General features: G+C 42.2%; 15 protein-coding genes and 1 other annotated feature. All 15 genes read left to right on the top strand.

Annotated elements, in window-relative coordinates:
• The first annotated feature begins 121 nt into the window (after positions 1–121).
• The 15 genes from FD27_RS00745 to yfmH all read left to right on the top strand — a co-directional run bounded on the left by FD27_RS00745 (position 122) and on the right by yfmH (position 17,349).
• The gene (locus FD27_RS00745) at positions 122–1,537 is read left to right on the top strand and encodes a cytochrome ubiquinol oxidase subunit I (RefSeq protein WP_057748018.1); all 1,416 of its coding nucleotides are present in this window, start codon (positions 122–124) and stop codon (positions 1,535–1,537) included.
• Positions 1,538–2,554 (top strand): cytochrome d ubiquinol oxidase subunit II, encoded by a 1,017-nt coding sequence (gene cydB / locus FD27_RS00740; RefSeq protein ID WP_057748015.1) that lies wholly within the window; start codon positions 1,538–1,540, stop codon positions 2,552–2,554. It begins immediately after the preceding gene.
• Positions 2,555–2,558: 4 nt separating this feature from the next.
• Positions 2,559–4,283 (top strand): thiol reductant ABC exporter subunit CydD, encoded by a 1,725-nt coding sequence (gene cydD / locus FD27_RS00735; protein WP_057748012.1) that lies wholly within the window; start codon positions 2,559–2,561, stop codon positions 4,281–4,283.
• Positions 4,276–6,021 carry a thiol reductant ABC exporter subunit CydC gene (gene cydC, locus FD27_RS00730; protein ID WP_057748009.1) on the top strand — a complete coding sequence of 582 codons (1,746 nt, stop codon included), beginning with the start codon at positions 4,276–4,278 and terminating at the stop codon, positions 6,019–6,021. The genes cydD and cydC overlap by 8 nt, the downstream gene beginning before the upstream one ends.
• A 17-nt stretch (positions 6,022–6,038) precedes the next feature.
• A complete protein-coding gene (locus tag FD27_RS00725; RefSeq protein WP_057748006.1) occupies positions 6,039–7,256 on the top strand; it encodes an NAD(P)/FAD-dependent oxidoreductase in 1,218 nt (405 codons plus the stop codon).
• A 112-nt stretch (positions 7,257–7,368) separates the two neighbouring features.
• The gene (locus FD27_RS00720; protein ID WP_057748003.1) at positions 7,369–8,682 is read left to right on the top strand and encodes a bifunctional folylpolyglutamate synthase/dihydrofolate synthase; all 1,314 of its coding nucleotides are present in this window, start codon (positions 7,369–7,371) and stop codon (positions 8,680–8,682) included.
• A gap of 62 nt (positions 8,683–8,744) precedes the next feature.
• The gene (locus FD27_RS00715) at positions 8,745–9,365 is read left to right on the top strand and encodes a JAB domain-containing protein (protein WP_057748000.1); all 621 of its coding nucleotides are present in this window, start codon (positions 8,745–8,747) and stop codon (positions 9,363–9,365) included.
• Between the two features lie 156 nt (positions 9,366–9,521).
• Positions 9,522–10,526, top strand: coding sequence for a rod shape-determining protein (locus FD27_RS00710; RefSeq protein ID WP_057747997.1), 1,005 nt, complete (start codon positions 9,522–9,524; stop codon positions 10,524–10,526).
• A gap of 98 nt (positions 10,527–10,624) precedes the next feature.
• Positions 10,625–11,470 (top strand): rod shape-determining protein MreC, encoded by an 846-nt coding sequence (mreC, locus tag FD27_RS00705; RefSeq protein WP_057747994.1) that lies wholly within the window; start codon positions 10,625–10,627, stop codon positions 11,468–11,470.
• A 14-nt stretch (positions 11,471–11,484) separates the two neighbouring features.
• A complete protein-coding gene (mreD, locus tag FD27_RS00700) occupies positions 11,485–12,021 on the top strand; it encodes a rod shape-determining protein MreD (RefSeq protein ID WP_057747991.1) in 537 nt (178 codons plus the stop codon).
• Positions 12,022–12,071: 50 nt separating this feature from the next.
• Positions 12,072–12,300 (top strand) — a binding site (T-box leader).
• Between the two features lie 153 nt (positions 12,301–12,453).
• The gene (locus tag FD27_RS00695) at positions 12,454–13,101 is read left to right on the top strand and encodes an amino acid ABC transporter permease (protein ID WP_057747988.1); all 648 of its coding nucleotides are present in this window, start codon (positions 12,454–12,456) and stop codon (positions 13,099–13,101) included.
• 13 nt (positions 13,102–13,114) lie between these two features.
• The gene (locus tag FD27_RS00690) at positions 13,115–13,750 is read left to right on the top strand and encodes an amino acid ABC transporter ATP-binding protein (RefSeq protein WP_057747985.1); all 636 of its coding nucleotides are present in this window, start codon (positions 13,115–13,117) and stop codon (positions 13,748–13,750) included.
• 29 nt (positions 13,751–13,779) lie between these two features.
• Positions 13,780–14,625, top strand: a complete 846-nt coding sequence (locus FD27_RS00685; RefSeq protein ID WP_057747982.1) for an amino acid ABC transporter substrate-binding protein — start codon at positions 13,780–13,782, stop codon at positions 14,623–14,625.
• A gap of 166 nt (positions 14,626–14,791) precedes the next feature.
• Complete coding sequence (yfmF, locus tag FD27_RS00680; RefSeq protein WP_057747979.1) at positions 14,792–16,048, top strand: EF-P 5-aminopentanol modification-associated protein YfmF; 1,257 nt, start codon at positions 14,792–14,794, stop codon at positions 16,046–16,048.
• Between the two features lie 2 nt (positions 16,049–16,050).
• Positions 16,051–17,349 (top strand): EF-P 5-aminopentanol modification-associated protein YfmH, encoded by a 1,299-nt coding sequence (gene yfmH / locus FD27_RS00675; RefSeq protein ID WP_057747976.1) that lies wholly within the window; start codon positions 16,051–16,053, stop codon positions 17,347–17,349.
• Positions 17,350–17,370: the final 21 nt, after the last annotated feature.

The following is a 17,370-nucleotide window of genomic DNA, read 5'->3' as shown; positions in this document are numbered from 1 at the left end:
TTAAACCTCTAAAATATTTGGCAAATACATTTGTAATTCCTTATCACAAGTATTATGATGAAAGTGGAATGAAACAGGAAACGGTTTCAGAATTATATCCTTTGGAGGGAGGTTCTTATTTATGACTATTCTTAGTCTTGCTCGTTTCCAATTTGCGATGACGACGGTCTATCACTTCTTCTTTGTTCCATTTTCAATTGGGACAGCCTTTGTCGTTGCACTTATGGAAAGCATGTATGTTCATACTAAGGATGAATCATATAAAAAGATGACGAAGTTCTGGGGAAATATTTTCTTGCTGAGCTTTGCTGTCGGTGTCGTTACTGGAATTATTCAAGAATTCCAGTTTGGAATGAACTGGTCTGATTACTCACGATTTATGGGGGACATTTTTGGTGCTCCTTTGGCTCTTGAAGCATTGCTATCATTCTTTATCGAATCTACATTTATTGGATTGTGGGTATTCACTTGGGATAAAGTTAAGCCGGGCTTACACGCATTCTTTATCTGGATGACCAGCTTTGGCTCTTTAACATCTGCATTATGGATTCTTACAGCGAACTCCTTTATGCAGCACCCAGTTGGTTACGTCGAGAAAAATGGACGGGCCACAATGGTTGATTTTGGTGCTTTATTGAAAAATCCTCAACTATGGTACGAATTTGGCCATGTTATTTTGAATGCCATCATGATGGGTGGTGTAATATTCGCTGGCTTAGCTGCTTTTCAACTGTTAAAGAAGAAGCAAGCATCTGATGCTGCTCGTCACATCTATAAGAAGACGTTGCGGTTAGGATTATCCATTTCACTGATCTTCGCTATTTTTGGCTTAGTCCTTGGTGATTTGCAAATGCAATACCTGATTAAGGAGCAGCCAATGAAGTTTGCAGCCACCGAAGCTGTTTATACTACGACTGGCAAGCATGCTCCATGGACAGTTGTTGGGATTGCTAATTCAAAGCAGCATAAGGAAGAATACAACCTTGATGTACCGTATGCATTGAGTATTTTGTCATATCATTCAACCTCTGGTGCGGTCACTGGGATGAATGAATTAAACGCTCAGTACAAACATAAGTATGGCAAGAACATTGATTACTATCCACCCGTTAACACCTTGTTCTATAGTTTCCGGATTATGTGTGGTGTTGCTGCATGGATTATCCTAATTTCACTTATCGGCTTAATTATGAGTCGTGAAAAGTCGCAATCGCTTTATCGCCATCGTTGGTTAATGTGGTTGATTGCGATTACGACATTCTTCCCATTCCTTGGTAATACAGCTGGTTGGTTTGTTACTGAATTTGGACGTGTTCCGTGGACAGTTTATGGCTTATTTACCATTCAACAAAGTGTTTCACCAAACGTTTCGGTTGCGTCCTTACTAACATCCAATATTATTTACTTCTGCTTATTTACCACGTTAGCTATCGCAATGATTGCTTTAGTTGTTCGGGAATTAAAGAAGGACCCAACTCAAACAATTGAACCTAAATTTAAGAAGGTTCTGGATCCATTTGATAAGGAGGCGTTCTAAATGAGTGCTCTTCAATTATTATGGTTTTTCCTGATCGGTGTTTTGTTTGCGGGCTTCTTCTTCCTAGATGGCTTTGATTACGGTGTTGGGATGGCAACAATCACGGTTGCTCATAGCGAAGCAGAACGTGATCAAATGGTGCAAACAATTGGCCCTGTTTGGGACGGTAATGAAGTTTGGCTGATCACGGCTGGTGGTGCGATGTTTGCATCGTTCCCATTCTGGTACGCCAGCTTGTTCAGTGGTTACTACTTGATCTTAATGTTGGTCTTAGTCGGCTTAATTATTCGTGGTGTCTCGTTCGAATTTCGGGCAAAGAGCCCAATGCCGCATAAGAAGATTTGGGACTGGACGTTAGGAATTGGTTCCGCAATGGTTCCGTTCTTCCTTGGGGTTATGTTTATTTCCATGATCAAAGGAATGCCAATTGATGTTAATGGTAATTTTCATGCAACATTCTTTGACTACATTAATTGGTTCTCAGTGGTTGGTGGAATTGCGTTAACCCTGTTAACTTATTTGCATGGCTTGAACTACTTGTCCTTGAAGACAGCTGGTGAAGTCGAGGAGCGGTCAAACAACTATGCTCAATTCTTATACTGGGTACTGTACTTAGGCTTAATCGTCTTTGCTCTAATGTTGATCTTCATGACGGACTTCATTCATGTTCATCCAGTTGGTACGTTAACGATGTTAGTAGTAATTGTTATCCTGTCGATTGTTGCACATGCCGCAACGATGAAGCAGAAGGAATTAACTGCCTTCATTGCCAGTGGTCTTACACTTGTTTCACTGGTTGCATTGATCTTTATTGGTCTATTCCCACGTGTCCTGATTAGTTCCATTAGTTCACGTTATGACCTGTTAATTCAGAACGCTTCATCGACTCACTACACCTTAACTGTGATGACAATTGCCACTTGCTGCCTATTGCCATTCGTTCTGGCTTACACGATCTGGGCATACTGGATTTTCCGGAAGCGGATTGCGATGCCAGTAATTACGGAGGACAAGTAATAGAATGATTGATCGATTACTCTTTACACTTCCAGAGAGCAAGAAGATCATGGTAAAGCTTGTGGGACTGTACGTTCTGCAAGCTTTTCTTATCCTTGGTCAAGCTTTAGGGCTTGCGATGCTCTTAACAAACCTCTGGCAAGGACATCCCTTAGCCAGTCAGTGGCAGTGGCTCTTGTTATTTGCCGGTTGCTTTACTGCCCGCCACTTGACTAATTGGCTCGAACAGGCGCGACTTGATAGTTATGCTCGTCATTGTGCCGACCAATTGCGTCAACAGTTGTTAAAACGTCTATTTACCTTGGGCCCCGTTCTGATAAATCGGGAAGGGACCGGGAATATGGTGACGCTAGCATTAGATGGAATTTCGGAAGTGGAAACTTACATTAACTTGTTGTTTTCCAAATTTGTGTCAATGATGGTCATTCCCATTTTGCTCCTGATCGTGTGTTTATATTTGGATTGGGTTTCTGGTTTAGTAATGTTAGCCATTTACCCATTAATCATCCTATTTATGATTATTCTGGGTTACGCGGCCAAGGCAAAGGCGGATCGCCAGTATGCCAATTTTCAAATGTTATCGAACCACTTTATTGATTCCTTACGAGGAATTGACACTTTAAAGTATTTTGGCATCAGCAAGCAATATTCAAAAAGCATTTTTCGTTCTAGTGAGCAGTTTCGGCGCTCAACGATGAGCGTTATTCGGGTAGCCATGCTGTCAACCTTCGCGTTGGATTTTTTCACTACGTTAGCGATTGCGATCCTAGCGGTTTTCCTCGGGCTGCGATTGATTGATGGGCACTTATTGTTGTTTCCGGCGTTAGCCATTCTGATCTTGGCTCCGGAGTACTTCATGCCAATTCGTAATTTTGCGAACGATTACCATGCCACATTAAATGGTAAGAATTCTTTTCATGCGGTTTACCGGATTTTGAAAATGGCTGAACCCCAGCGGCCTCAAGTCCAATTACATTCGTGGTTACCGAACGACCAGTTGAAATTGACTGGGGTCAGTTACCAGTACCCGTCTGGTAGTCAATTGAAACCGTTGAATTTAACTTTGACGGGCTACCAAAAGGTGGGAATTATTGGTATGAGCGGCGCTGGCAAAACAACTCTGATTAACTTACTGGCTGGCTTTTTAGCACCGACCGCTGGCCAATTTAATGTACAAGGGACAATGACTAATTCAATGAACATTAGTGATTGGCAGCAGCAAATCTTGTATATTCCGCAACATCCTTACATTTTTGAGGATACACTGCGTAACAACATCGCTTTTTATACGCCAGATGTCAGTGATCGGCAGGTTGAAAAAGCTGTTCATGTGGTTGGGCTAGATAATCTAGTGGCCACTTTACCAGCGGGGTTATCGACTGTGATTGGTCAAGGGCACCGCCCTTTGAGCGGCGGTCAAGCGCAACGGATTGCTTTGGCCCGGGCTTTTCTGGATCAAAAGCGGAAAATCATGATTTTGGACGAGCCTACAGCGCACTTAGATATTGAAACAGAATTAGAGCTCAAGGAACGGATGTTGCCCCTAATGAAGGATCGCTTAGTTCTATTGGCTACTCACCGCCTGCACTGGTTGAATCAAATGGATCATGTTATCGTATTGAATCATGGTCGGTTGGTTGAACAGGGAGATTATCAAACGTTGTTGGAGCAAAATGGCTACTTAACGAAACTAATTCGCCAAATGAGGGGAGGACGGCTAGATGCATAAAATACCTTTATTTAAAGCACTACACCATGATCGATGGGTCCGTCCCTACCTACGTAAATATCGTTGGACCTTGATATTGGCAATTAGTCTGGGAATTTTGACCTTTGTCTGTGCCGGCGGCCTAATGTTCACAGCTGGTTACCTTATCAGTAAATGTGCAACGATGCCATTTAATATTCTGTTGGTCTATGTGCCGATCGTATTAACACGGGCATTTGGAATTTTTCGGCCAGTGTTTAAATACTGTGAACGGATTACGTCACACAACTGGGTATTAAAGATGACATCAGACTTTCGTAAGAAGCTATATAATTCGCTGGAACAGGATGCAGTCTTCTTCAACAGTAAATACCGAATTGGTGATATTCTGGGTCTCTTGTCTGAGGATGTGGCCCACATTCAGAACCTGTACTTGCGGACGATTTTCCCAATGCTCGTAGCTGCTGGATTATACGTCATTATTGTTATCGGGTTAGGTGTTTTGACACCTTTGATGGGGTTACTACTGGCAATTCTATTTGGCCTGATTATTATTGGAATTCCTGTTTGGTCAGTTCTTGTTAATGGCCAGCGACAAGATGATGAAAAACAAGCAACTAACCGCTTATATGCGGACTTGACTGATAATGTTCTTGGGATTACCGATTGGATCTTTGCCGGACGTTCGGCGGAATATCTCGGGCGACGTAAGAATGATGAACAACAATTACGGAAGTCGCAACATGCACTGCATTCCTTTAATTATTTTCGTGACTTCTTGTTGCAAATGATGATTTTACTGGTTGTTATTGCTTTGGTGATCTGGTCATCATGGCGATTTGGCCATCACTGGGGTGCTAACTGGATTGCAGCATTTGTGTTAGCTGTTTTCCCACTTGATGAGGCATTGGCGGGATTGCCCAATGCTGCTCAACAAACTAATACCTATGTTGATTCATTAGAGCGTTTAAACAGTTTGCCGGCGGTGCCGAAGGATAACGAGCAACTGGATGTCGTTCATGCACCATTTCAGTTGCAATTAACGAACGTCAAATTTGCTTATCCGCATACTAAGAATGTTATTTTGAATGGCTTATCATTGACTATTCACTCTGGTGAGAAGTTAGCTATTCTGGGGCGCAGTGGTGCCGGGAAAAGTACGTTAGTGTCATTACTGCGTGGCGACCGACAACCTAACTCTGGGTCGGTCTTACTAAACGATGTGCCGACAAGTGAATTTGGGGATCAAATTTCCAATTACATTGGGATTGTTCACCAGCAACCATATCTGTTTAATACCAGTGTCTTGAATAACGTCCGAATCGGTAATGAACAGGCAACAGAAGGACAGGTTTGGTCCGTTCTCCAACGGGTTGGCTTAGCAGAGAAGATTCATCAACTGCCTGATGGTCTGAACACCAAAGTTGGTGAAGCAGGCCTGGGCTTTTCTGGTGGTGAACAACACCGTTTATCATTAGCCCGGATATTGTTAAAAAATGTTCCAATTGTAATTTTAGATGAACCTACTGTCGGTTTGGATCCCATTACCGAACAACAGGTCATTGATACATTCATGAAAGAATTGAAAGATAAAACATTGATTTGGGTTACCCACCACTTACAGGGAATTGATCAGATGGATCAAGTAATTTTCCTGGAAAATGGTCAGGTGGACCTTGCCGGATCACCAGCTCAATTGGCAAAGAACAGTAAACGTTATCGAATGCTACGAGCGGCGGATGAAGGATTAATTGAATAAAATAGGGGGTATAAGAAATGAAACATGTTGTTGTTTTAGGAGCCGGATATGCTGGCTTAAAGACGGTTGTATTGCTACAAAAGAAACTTAAAGGTGCGGTTAAGATTACGTTAGTTGACCGTAATCCATATCACTATGAAGCAACCGACCTTCATGAAGTGGCGGCTGGTACACAAACGCCATCCAAGATTTCTTATAAAGTCGCGGATTTGATCGATCCGGACATTACGACGTTCATTCAGGACGAAGTCGTTAAGCTTGATCCGGCTGCTAAGAACGTCCAATTAGCTCACCAGGACGAACCATTAACTTATGATTATTGTGTCCTGGGCCTAGGGTTTGTTTCCGAAACTTTTGGCATCAAGGGAGCAGAAGAAAATGCCTTGCCAATGACCAACGTTAAGGAGGCCATTGATATCCATGACCATATCTTGAAACAGTTAAAAGATTACCGTAGTAGTAAAAACCCTGATAACCTTAAGATCGTAGTTTGCGGTGCTGGATTCACGGGGATTGAATTGGCTGGAGCACTGGTTGATGCCCGGACACACTTTGCAGATGTCGCTGGTGTTCAGCCAAGTGATATTCAAATTATCTTAGTGGAAGCCGCAACTCGCTTATTGCCAATGTTTAATGATAAGTTAGCAGATTACGGTGTAAACCTCGTTAAGAAGTTAGGGGTTAATCTGATGACCGGCTGCTTAATCTCAGGAATTGAACCAGGAAAGGTACTGTATAAGCGGGGAAAGGATGCTGATGAAGAATCCGTTACTGCTGGTACTATTATCTGGACAACCGGAGTTAGTGGTAGCCCTGTGGTTGCCAAATCAGGTCTCAAGGCGCGTCGTGGCCGGGTAATGGTAAATGATCACTTGAATGACCCAGAACACCCCGATTTGTATATTCTGGGGGATGTGGCTGCCTTTATGGCTCCTGGAGAAAAACGTCCATATCCAACAACGGCCCAGATTGCTCTATCGATGGCGGATTACACTGCTGAAGATTTGACAGAGCGGATTAAAAATGGTCAGCGGTTTGCTAAGGGATACAGTTACAAGTCTCTAGGAACCGTGGCTTCTGTAGGTAATACCAAAGCATTTGGGACGGCGATGGGTCACCCTGTGAAGGGATACATCGGTTCATTTATGAAGAAAATGATTATGAACCGTTCCTTGATGGAAGTCGGTGGGGTCAAAGAACTCCTTTCTAAAGGCCGCTTCGACTTATATCACTAGAATAAAGTGTAAGCTCCTGATATCCATCTTTAATTGGATGTGAGGAGCTTATTTTGTAAGGTTGTGTTATTATCGTTAATATCGAAATGGACTCAGTTGAAGGAGCATCATCATGATTGACGATTATCAAGCAGCACTTAATTTTATTCACGGTCGAACTAAGTTCAAGAAGATTCCCACATTAGACCGGATGAAGCGATTCTTAGCAGAATTAGGCAATCCTCAGGACGGCTTAACTTATATTCATGTCACGGGAACGAATGGGAAGGGATCGACCGTCGCAATGGTACGTGATGCGTTGATCGGCCAAGGACTAACGGTAGGTACATTCACATCGCCATTTATCACGCGGTTTAATGAACGAATTCAATATCAGGGGCAACCAATTGCTGATGACGACCTGGTTAGGCTTACACGCCGGGTCCAACTAGTGGTGGAAAAGCTAGACCGAATCTTACCAACTGGCGGACCTACAGAATTTGAAATTGATACTGCCATCATGTTTTGTTATATGGCTGAAAAAAAGCCGGATGTTGTCATCCTTGAAGTTGGCATCGGGGGCTTATATGATTCGACAAATGTCATTGTCCCTAAGGTTAGTGTTATTACGACAGTAGGCTGGGATCATATGAAGTACCTCGGCGATACCCTAGGTGCAATTGCCCATCAGAAGGCCGGAATTATCAAAGAAAAAGTCCCCATCGTGATTGGTAAACTTCCCAGTGAAGCCCACCGAGTGATTGTCAATGAGGCTGCTAATCTGAACGCACCAGTATATGAAGAAGGGGTGGACTTCAACGTTCGGAAGGTAAACCAGCATGGCCTAATTTCCCAAATAATATATGATGGGATAGGCCTTCACCATTTTGCTAGTCGTTTAGGATTGCCTGGTGACTATCAAGTCGAGAATGCGGCAGTCGCGATTACGATCGTTCAACTGTTTATGGTCCAGGAAAATTTACCATTGGCGCCTGCGGACCTCAAGCAGTCTCTAGCAGCAACTACTTGGCCAGGACGGATGGAAATTGTTAGTGAAGAACCAACGGTAATCTTAGATGGTGCTCATAACCTTCCTGGTATTCAAGCCTTGGTTAATACCATTCATAATGACCTCGGAGATCGAGATGTTTATCTATTAGTCGCTATTTTGGCCGATAAGCAATATGATCTAATGCTGGGTGAACTGGCTAGCCTTGGTAATGTTCATATCATGGTCACGAATTTTGCTGGGCCCAGTGCCAATCGACCAAGTGCAGATCTCGATGATATTACTGCTGATATTCGTAGTCGATACCCAATTAAATATGCCAAACATTGGCAACGAGGTTTGGAATCAATCGCCACCCAATTGTCTGCTGATGACGTTCTAATTGTGACTGGCTCCTTGTACTTCATTTCTGAAGTCCGCCATCTATTCAAAGATTAAAAGTGCAAAGAAACTCCTTTTGGCGTTCTTATTACATAGAGAGCTAAAAGGAGTTTTAATGTATGAAATTAGGAAACGAGCAGCAGTATGTGCGCTTAGTACACACCATCTTTGACAGCAATAACGATGGCAGAACAAAATTAGCAACCAATTTTCTTCAAAAATTTCCCACTGCAAACGCGGTCAAAAACATGGATGATGAAGATTATGCTGAATGCATCACTTGGCATCCCCAGATGAAGAGCTTCCTCGATACTATCCATTTGGGCCGCCTTATACAATTGAGCCATCGTCCACTGTTAGGTCATGCCTTTTCTAGCTTTATCTTAAGTACGGAGATGATGGATTTATTAGCCGACAATGATCAGGAAACGGTACTGCTAGTTGTTACCGATGTTCGTAATAATATTATCGATATTCAGGAACTTTTTCGGGGTGGGCGAAGTGAATGTCCATTATATCCTGAACGAGTCTTTAACCAGGCATTGAAAAAGTCAGCGGCAGGACTGGCAGTGGTTCATAATCATCCTTCGGGTAACGTCGAGCCCTCTGCGCAGGACTTAGTGATGGCGAAACGACTGCATCGGGGATGCAACATTCTAGGCCTCCAGTTTTTAGATTTTATGATTATTGGCCACGAAAGCTATTACAGCTGGCGTGAAAATCAACGACATACGAGCTGATTGGCAGAAAGTCTAAAAAAAGCTTAAATTTCTGGTAAATTTGTTGGTCTTTTAATGGCTAATTTTGTATAGTAATGTTCGTATGTCAGAAATGGCTATGGTATAATATGCACGATCAATTATTTAAACAATTAATTATGAAGGGAAGAAGCAGATTTGCTAGGAATCGGAGCCAAAAATCTGGGGATCGATTTAGGGACTGCTAACACAATCGTTTACGTTGAAGGTAAGGGAATTGTGTTACGCGAACCTTCAGTTGTTGCCCGGAATACGAAGACTAATAAAGTTATTTCCGTCGGTAAGGATGCTCGTGACATGATTGGACGGACACCAGGTAGTATTACCGCTATTCGGCCAATGAAGGACGGGGTCATTGCGGATTACGATACGACGGTTACGATGATGAAGTACTACATTGAAAAAGCCATTGGTTCAGCTAATGGGAAGCCTTACGTTATGGTTTGTGTACCAAGTGGGATTACCGAAGTTGAAAAACGGGCCGTCATTGATGCTACCCGCGTGGCCGGTGCTCGTGATGCGTACGTTATCGAAGAACCATTTGCCGCTGCCATTGGGGCCGGGTTACCTGTAATGGACCCAACTGGTAGTATGGTGGTTGACATTGGTGGTGGGACTACTGATGTCGCAACAATTTCTCTCGGTGGGATTGTTTCTAGTCGTTCCATTCGGATGGCTGGAGATAAGATGAATGATGCCATTGCTCAATACGTTCGTTCAAACATGAACCTATTGATTGGTGAACGGACAGCTGAAAAACTGAAGTGGGATATCGGTTCAGCTTCGCCTGAGGCAGCTGCTGAAATGGGAACTACTGAAGTCCGAGGTCGTGATCTTGTTACTGGATTGCCAAAGACCATGGAAGTTTCTGCTAAGGATGTTTCTGAAGCATTACAAGATGTTGTTAGTGCAATTATCGACGCCATCAAGGGTACTTTGGAAGAAACCTCTCCAGAAATCGCTGCCGACGTTATTGACCACGGAATCGTCTTAACTGGTGGTGGTGCATTATTGAAGCACTTGCCAGACGTTATTGCTGATGCTACTAAGGTTCCTGTATTCATTGCTAATGATCCACTTGATTGTGTTGCCATTGGTACTGGTGAATCTCTGAAGAGCATCGACGTAATGAAGAAAAAGTAGCATCAATTAAAACCATATCTATAACAGATGGGGCTGGTCGCAAAACGATTTGTTTTGTCTGGTCCTTTCTTTTTATTAGGTATTTGTGGAGGAATAGTATGCAGAAATTCTTTTCAAATCGACGATTAGTTATGGTTGTCATTATCCTGGTAATATGCTTCGGATTAATGGCGGGTTCAGTTTCATTACGAAACCGTCGTTCCACACCTCCGCTGATTCAACAGTTTGGTAATGATATTGTTGGCTTTGCTGACGGCATTGTTGCTGTTCCGGCAAATGCTGTTTCTGACGGGATGAGCTCAGTTGGCCAGCTATTTAACACTTATTCGGAAAACCGGGCGCTGAAGCAACAAGTTACCGATCTGGCGCAAACTAAGGTTCGGGATCAAACACTAGCTCACGAAAATAAACAGTTAAAGCAAGAATTAAAATTAAACAAGAGCTTGACTGACTATAATACGGTTACTGCTTCAGTTTATATGCGGACTCCATCTGCTTGGCAAAAGCAACTGGTAATCAATAAGGGTGAGTCTAACGGTATCAAGAAGAATATGCCCGTAATGAGTGGTAGTGGCTTGATTGGTCGGATCGCCGAAGTGAATAAGACCAATAGTAAAGTGGAATTGCTGAGCAATACTAACGATGCAGCAAACCGTTTTGCTATCACTTTGGATGCCAGTGGCAAAGCCGTGAATGGTATTATCACTGGTTACGATGCTGCTAGTGGTGAGTTAATCATGGGGCAGGTCACATCTAAAGCCAAGATTAAGGCCGGTACCAAAGTTTCCACTAGTGGAATGGGTGGTGTGACACCAAAAGGCCTTTACGTTGGTAAAGTGAGCCGAGTTGGCAAGGATGACTATGGACTTGCTCAAAAAATTTATATTCGACCAGCAGCTAATTTCAATGATATTAACATTGTAACCGTTGCTGAACCTGCTTAATCGAGGTGCTGAGAATGTATCGATTATCACGATTAAGATTTATTTTTCCGATTGGGCTATTTTTAGCGTTGTTCTTGGATGGATCCCTCAGTAACCTCTGGGCCAAGTTGTACTTTGCTTACCCATACTCGATGGTCAGTGAATTAGTAATTTTATGGCTGGTATTATCCTATTTCTTCGAACAGGATATTTCCATTCCCCTGATCCCATTTTCAATTGCTGCGGGGGTCGTATTTGACTTGTATAGTAGTGGTATTCTGGGGCTAAATATTTTTCTTTTTCCATTAATTGTTGAATTAACAAAAGTTTTATCCCGTTACTTTAGTCCATCTTTCTTAACAATTATCATGATCTTCTTTGTCGACATTGTTGTTTTGATGACTTTAACGTATTGGGCTTATTCATTAGTAGGAATTACCAGTATGGGGATCGGTGACTTTCTCTTATTTAGTTTGACACCAACACTTGCCTTAAATTTAGTGTACTTTGTCATCTTTTATTGGCCAGTATCGGTACTTTATCAACACGCTTTAAATGATCAAAGAGTTTAAATTAAGTATTGACAGATTAAAAAAGAGAGTATATTATCATAAACAATAATTAAAAAACGATGAGCAGACTAGTAAAGATTCTCACTTTTTCAGAGAGCCTGAATTGATGGAAACAGGTAGGGTGGTTTTCTTGAATCACATCTGTTAGTTGGTTTTCTGAATACGGTAGGAAAATCCGGGGTTGCCCGTTACAGCGCAGAGTTTATCTTGATGAACTTGCTGAGGTCATTCTTGTGAAGGAATGACATTATGAGGTGGGACCGCGGAAACGCCCTCATAGCCGGAATGGTTATGAGAGCGTTTTTTAGTTAAGGTAAACTTGATGAGGCAGTTGTCGTGAGGCAATTGTAAATTGAGGTGGAAACACGGTTTATTCGTCCTCTTGAGCTAGCATAAAAGCTCAAGGGGATTTTTTGATAGGGAGGCTTTAAGATGTCATTAAATTATGTTTTTGAGATTTTGCCATCACTGTTCCAAGGTGCTTGGCTAACATTACAAATCTTCTTCTGGACGCTGGTCGTATCGATCCCGCTTGGGATTGTTGTAAGTCTGGGCCTAACTTCGAAGATTCGCCCCTTACAATGGATCTTAGAAGTCTATGTTTGGCTGATGCGGGGGACACCATTATTACTGCAATTAATTTTCGTATTTTATGGTTTACCAATTATTGGTATTGTTTTCCAACGGTATGACGCCGCATTAGTTGCCTTTATTTTGAACTATGCTGCATACTTTGCCGAAATCTTCCGTGGTGGCTTTCAGTCAGTTTCGGTTGGTCAGTTTGAAGCAGCGCGAGTTCTGCGTTTGAGCTACTGGCAAACAATTCGCAAGATTATCATTCCCCAAGTTGTTAAGATCGTTATCCCGTCAATCGGTAATGAAGTTATTAACTTAGTCAAGGATTCTTCATTAGTTTACGTTATCGGTCTTGGTGATCTTCTGCGGGCCGGAAATGTGGCAACGTCACGGGATGTTACCTTGGTACCATTATTATTAGTTGCCTTGATTTACCTAATTTTAGTTGGTATTTGCACATTAGTATTACGGCGTGTGGAAAAACGTTACTCATACTTTAAGTAAGGAGGACTAGCCAATGTTAGAAGTTAAAAATTTAAAAAAGAGCTTTGGCGACCGTGTTATTTTGGACGGCGTTAATCTGACAGTGAACGATGACGAAATTCTTTGTATTGTTGGTCCTTCTGGTGCTGGTAAGACGACTTTGCTTCGCTGCATTACTGGCCTTGAAACACCAGATAGTGGAACTTTCTTAATGAATGGCCAACCATTTGATCCACAGGGAACCAAAGATTCTGACCGGGTAATTGGGGTTGTTTTCCAGGATTTCAACCTTTTTCCTAATTTGTCAGTCATGGATAATATTACCTTAGCGCCGATGATGGTCCTGAAAGAAACGAAGAAGGATGCAGAGAAACAAGCAGCTCAGTTATTGAGTGAACTGGGTTTATCAACGAAGGGTGATTTGTATCCTTGGCAACTATCTGGTGGTCAAAAACAACGGGTGGCCATTGCGCGGGCATTGGCTATGAAGCCTAAGATCCTGTGTTATGATGAACCAACCTCAGCATTGGATCCCAATTTACGTCAGGAAGTGGCGAAAATTATTCTGAACCTCAAGAAGAGTGGTATGACTCAGCTTGTAGTTACTCACGATTTGGACTTTGCTCAAGAAATTGCTGATAATTTGCTGAAAGTTAAGCCAATCGACTAGGAATAGCTACTCATCGGGAGAGTGATAGAATGAAACGGCTCAAAAATTGGTTATTAATTTTAATTCTCATAGTACCGATCTTTGCATTAGCTGGGTGTGAAAATGTTACGGAACGTGCTAATACTCAAGATACCTGGCAACGAATTGAACGACGTAAGAAGGTCATCGTTGGGTTGGATGATAGTTTTGTGCCAATGGGCTTCCGACAGAAGAATGGTAAGTTGGTTGGTTATGACGTGGATTTAGCCCGAGCAGTCTTTAAGCAATACGGCATTAAAGTTGACTTTCAGCCGATTGATTGGTCAATGAAGGAAACGGAATTGAAGAATGGGACCATTGATCTTCTCTGGAATGGTTATTCGGTTAACCCAGCACGGCGAAAGAAAGTTGCGTTTAGTCGTTACTACCTGGAAAACAAGCAGGTTTTGGTTACTAAGAAGAGTAAGCACATCGATAATTTCCAGGGGATGAAGGGTAAATCCCTCGGTGTTCAAAATGGTTCGACTGGGGCAACTGCATTAGATGCTAAGCCTAAACTGTTAAAGGACTTAATTAAACACAAGAGTCCCGTCCTCTACGACACCTTCCCAGACGCATTTATTGATTTGAATGCCAACCGGATTCAAGGGATCCTGATGGACCAGGTTTATGCTGACTATTACATTCAACACCAAAGCAACAGTAAGAGTTATGCAACTTACATTAGTCCAGCAATGCCAGCTGAACACTATGCTGTCGGGATGCGGAAAGGTGACCGCACATTACGAAAGAAAATTAATGATGGCTTAGGTCGTCTGCAACGAAATGGTCAATTGCAAAAGTTGAATGAAAAGTGGTTTGGAACCAAGAGTAATTATCTTGGACCGAACAATTAATTGTTCAAATAGGGATTCCTGCCAATTGTGATTGGTGGGAATTTTTTTGTTTGAGGAATTATTTTAAGTGACGGTTTGTAATTCGTTTAGCAATCAAGTATGATAGTTCAGTGTGTGAAAAAGAAGAAGACAATGTAATTGTCAATCGCGAAGGAGATAAATAATCGTGGACTTTTGTTTACAGCCCGGAGTAAATTTACATATTATTCCGACTAAGCAATTCAAGCTAACCCATGTCTTAATTAACTTTGCTACTCCACAAACGAATACCAATGCAACCTCCCGAAACTTATTAGCTAATTTGTTAGAAACTAGTACCCACCTTTACCCAACGCAAACGGCACTTGCTCGTCAGTTAGCTAAGTTGTATGGCGCCTATGTCACGATGATGGTCGGGAGAGTTGGGCGTCTGCATACGGTCCGGTTAAAAGCAAGTTTTGTTAATGACCGTTATTCAGACCAGCCCCTATTTTCTCAGGTAATTGATTTAATTAATCAAATGCTATTCCACCCCCTTGTTGAGCAGGGTGAATTTGATAGTCCTACTTTCCGTTTACAAGTGAATAACCTTGCCAGCACCATTAAATCACTCTATGATGACAAGCAATTTTATGCTCACCAAAAACTATGTGCATTGTACTATCAGAGTAATTCAGTAATGAGGACGCCCAGTTTTGGGCAATTAGCTGACTTGCCTAGACTAACTCCTGCGAGTTTAGTTAATACCTACCAACAGATGATTAATGATGACCGGGTTGACATATTTGTGATGGGGGACGTTCAACCAGAAGCAGTTCGTGACCAAATTGGGACACTGCCATTTACGGCTCGTCTACAAACCAAACAGTCAGCGGTTTTTTATAATCAGCCGCTGCACGATGACATTTTGCAGGTTTATGAACGGCAACGGATTACCCAAGCTAAGCTGAATCTCGGTTACCAATTGCCCGTTTATTATCGACAACCGACGTATTTTCCAGCGGTGGTTTTTAATGGTTTATTCGGTGGGAGTCCTTACTCCAAGCTCTTTACCAACGTTCGTGAGAAAGCCAGTTTAGCTTATTATGCATCTTCACGTCTATCACCTTTTAGTGGACTAATGACAGTCCAGACGGGGATCAAAGCAGCCGACCATGATCAAGTAGTTGATATGATTAACCAACAATTGACAGCTATCCAACATGGAGAATTTGATCAGGCAACGGTTCAAGAAATTAAGGATGCGATTATCAATCAGCAACAAGCTGGTAAGGATTTAGCGACGAATGTCTTGGAGCATCGACTTGTTGAACAGCTCCTGGGATTACAACCAGTCAAAAACTTTGCTGATCAAATAAATGCCGTTTCTAATGAACAAATTGTCAAGGTAGCTTCAATGGCTAAATTGCAAACAACCTATCTATTAAGTGGTGAAAAGAGGTAGCTATGGATAAAAAAGTTTATTCAGAATTTGAACAACCAGTTTATCAAGCGCAATTAGCAAATGGCTTAGCAGTTCACATGATTCCAATGCGAAACTTTCATAAGACCTACGCGATGTTCACCACTAACTTTGGCTCCATTGATAATCAATTTATCCCTTACGGTGGAAAAGACTATATTCGTGTTCCTGATGGGGTGGCCCACTTTCTTGAACATAAAATGTTTGAAAAGGAAGATCATGATGCATTTGACTTGTTTGGTCAATTGGGAGCTGATTCGAATGCTTTTACTAGTTTTACGCAGACATCATACCTATTTTCCACGACGAGCCACCTGCACGAAAATTTAGATGTTTTACTTGATTTCGTTCAGGATCCCTATTTTACGGCCCAAACCGTTGCAAAGGAACAGGGCATCATTGGTCAGGAAATTCAAATGTACGATGACGATGCTGGTTGGCGCCTTTATTTGGGAATGCTAGGTAATTTGTACCCACATGATCCGATGCACATTGATATTGCTGGGACTGTTGACTCAATTAGCCAGATCACGGCTGATATCTTGATGAAGACGTACCGGACCTTTTATCAGCCAAGTAATATGAATCTTGTGATTACTGGCAAGATGGACCCTCAAGAAACCCTTAACTGGGTGACCATCAATCAGCAACGTCGGCAATTTGACTCAGCACAAAAACCTGAACGAAAAAATGACTTGTATGACCCATCCGGTCACGATGTTATTCCATTTCGTTCGTTGACAATGGACGTTGCTCGTCCCAAAGTAATGGTAGGTATTCGTGGATTACCGGTTTCTTACACAGGAAGGGAATTACTGCACTATAAATTGGCTATTGATTTATTATTAGATGTATTGTTTGACGATACTTCCGATAATTATTTGCGGCTTTACAACACTGAAGTATTGGATGACTCCTTTTCCTACAACCTAGAAATGCAGCGTGACTTTTACTTCGCTTACTTCAGTTCTGATACAGAGCAGATGGAACGGTTTGCGGATGAAGTAATTGCTATTTTGGAAAGTGCGGACCAACAGATTGAGGCTGTGCGGACTAGGTTTGTGGGCATTAAGAATGCTGAAATTGGCCGCTTAATTGGCCTGTTAGATTCACCAGAGGCGCAAGCTAACCATTTTGGTGGTCAATTATTCGATAATGCCACTTTGATGGATGAAATCACTGAGCTCCGGACAATTAGTATTGAGGACCTGTATCAAGTGGCCCATCAATTTATTAAATCTGAGGGAATTTCAGTATTCCAGATCGTTCCCGAGCATCGGTAGATTCAAACCTTTTCTTAATAA

This window comes from Limosilactobacillus frumenti DSM 13145 (assembly GCF_001436045.1).
Lineage (GTDB): Bacteria > Bacillota > Bacilli > Lactobacillales > Lactobacillaceae > Limosilactobacillus > Limosilactobacillus frumenti.
This window is presented reverse-complemented; position numbering and strand designations above follow the sequence as displayed.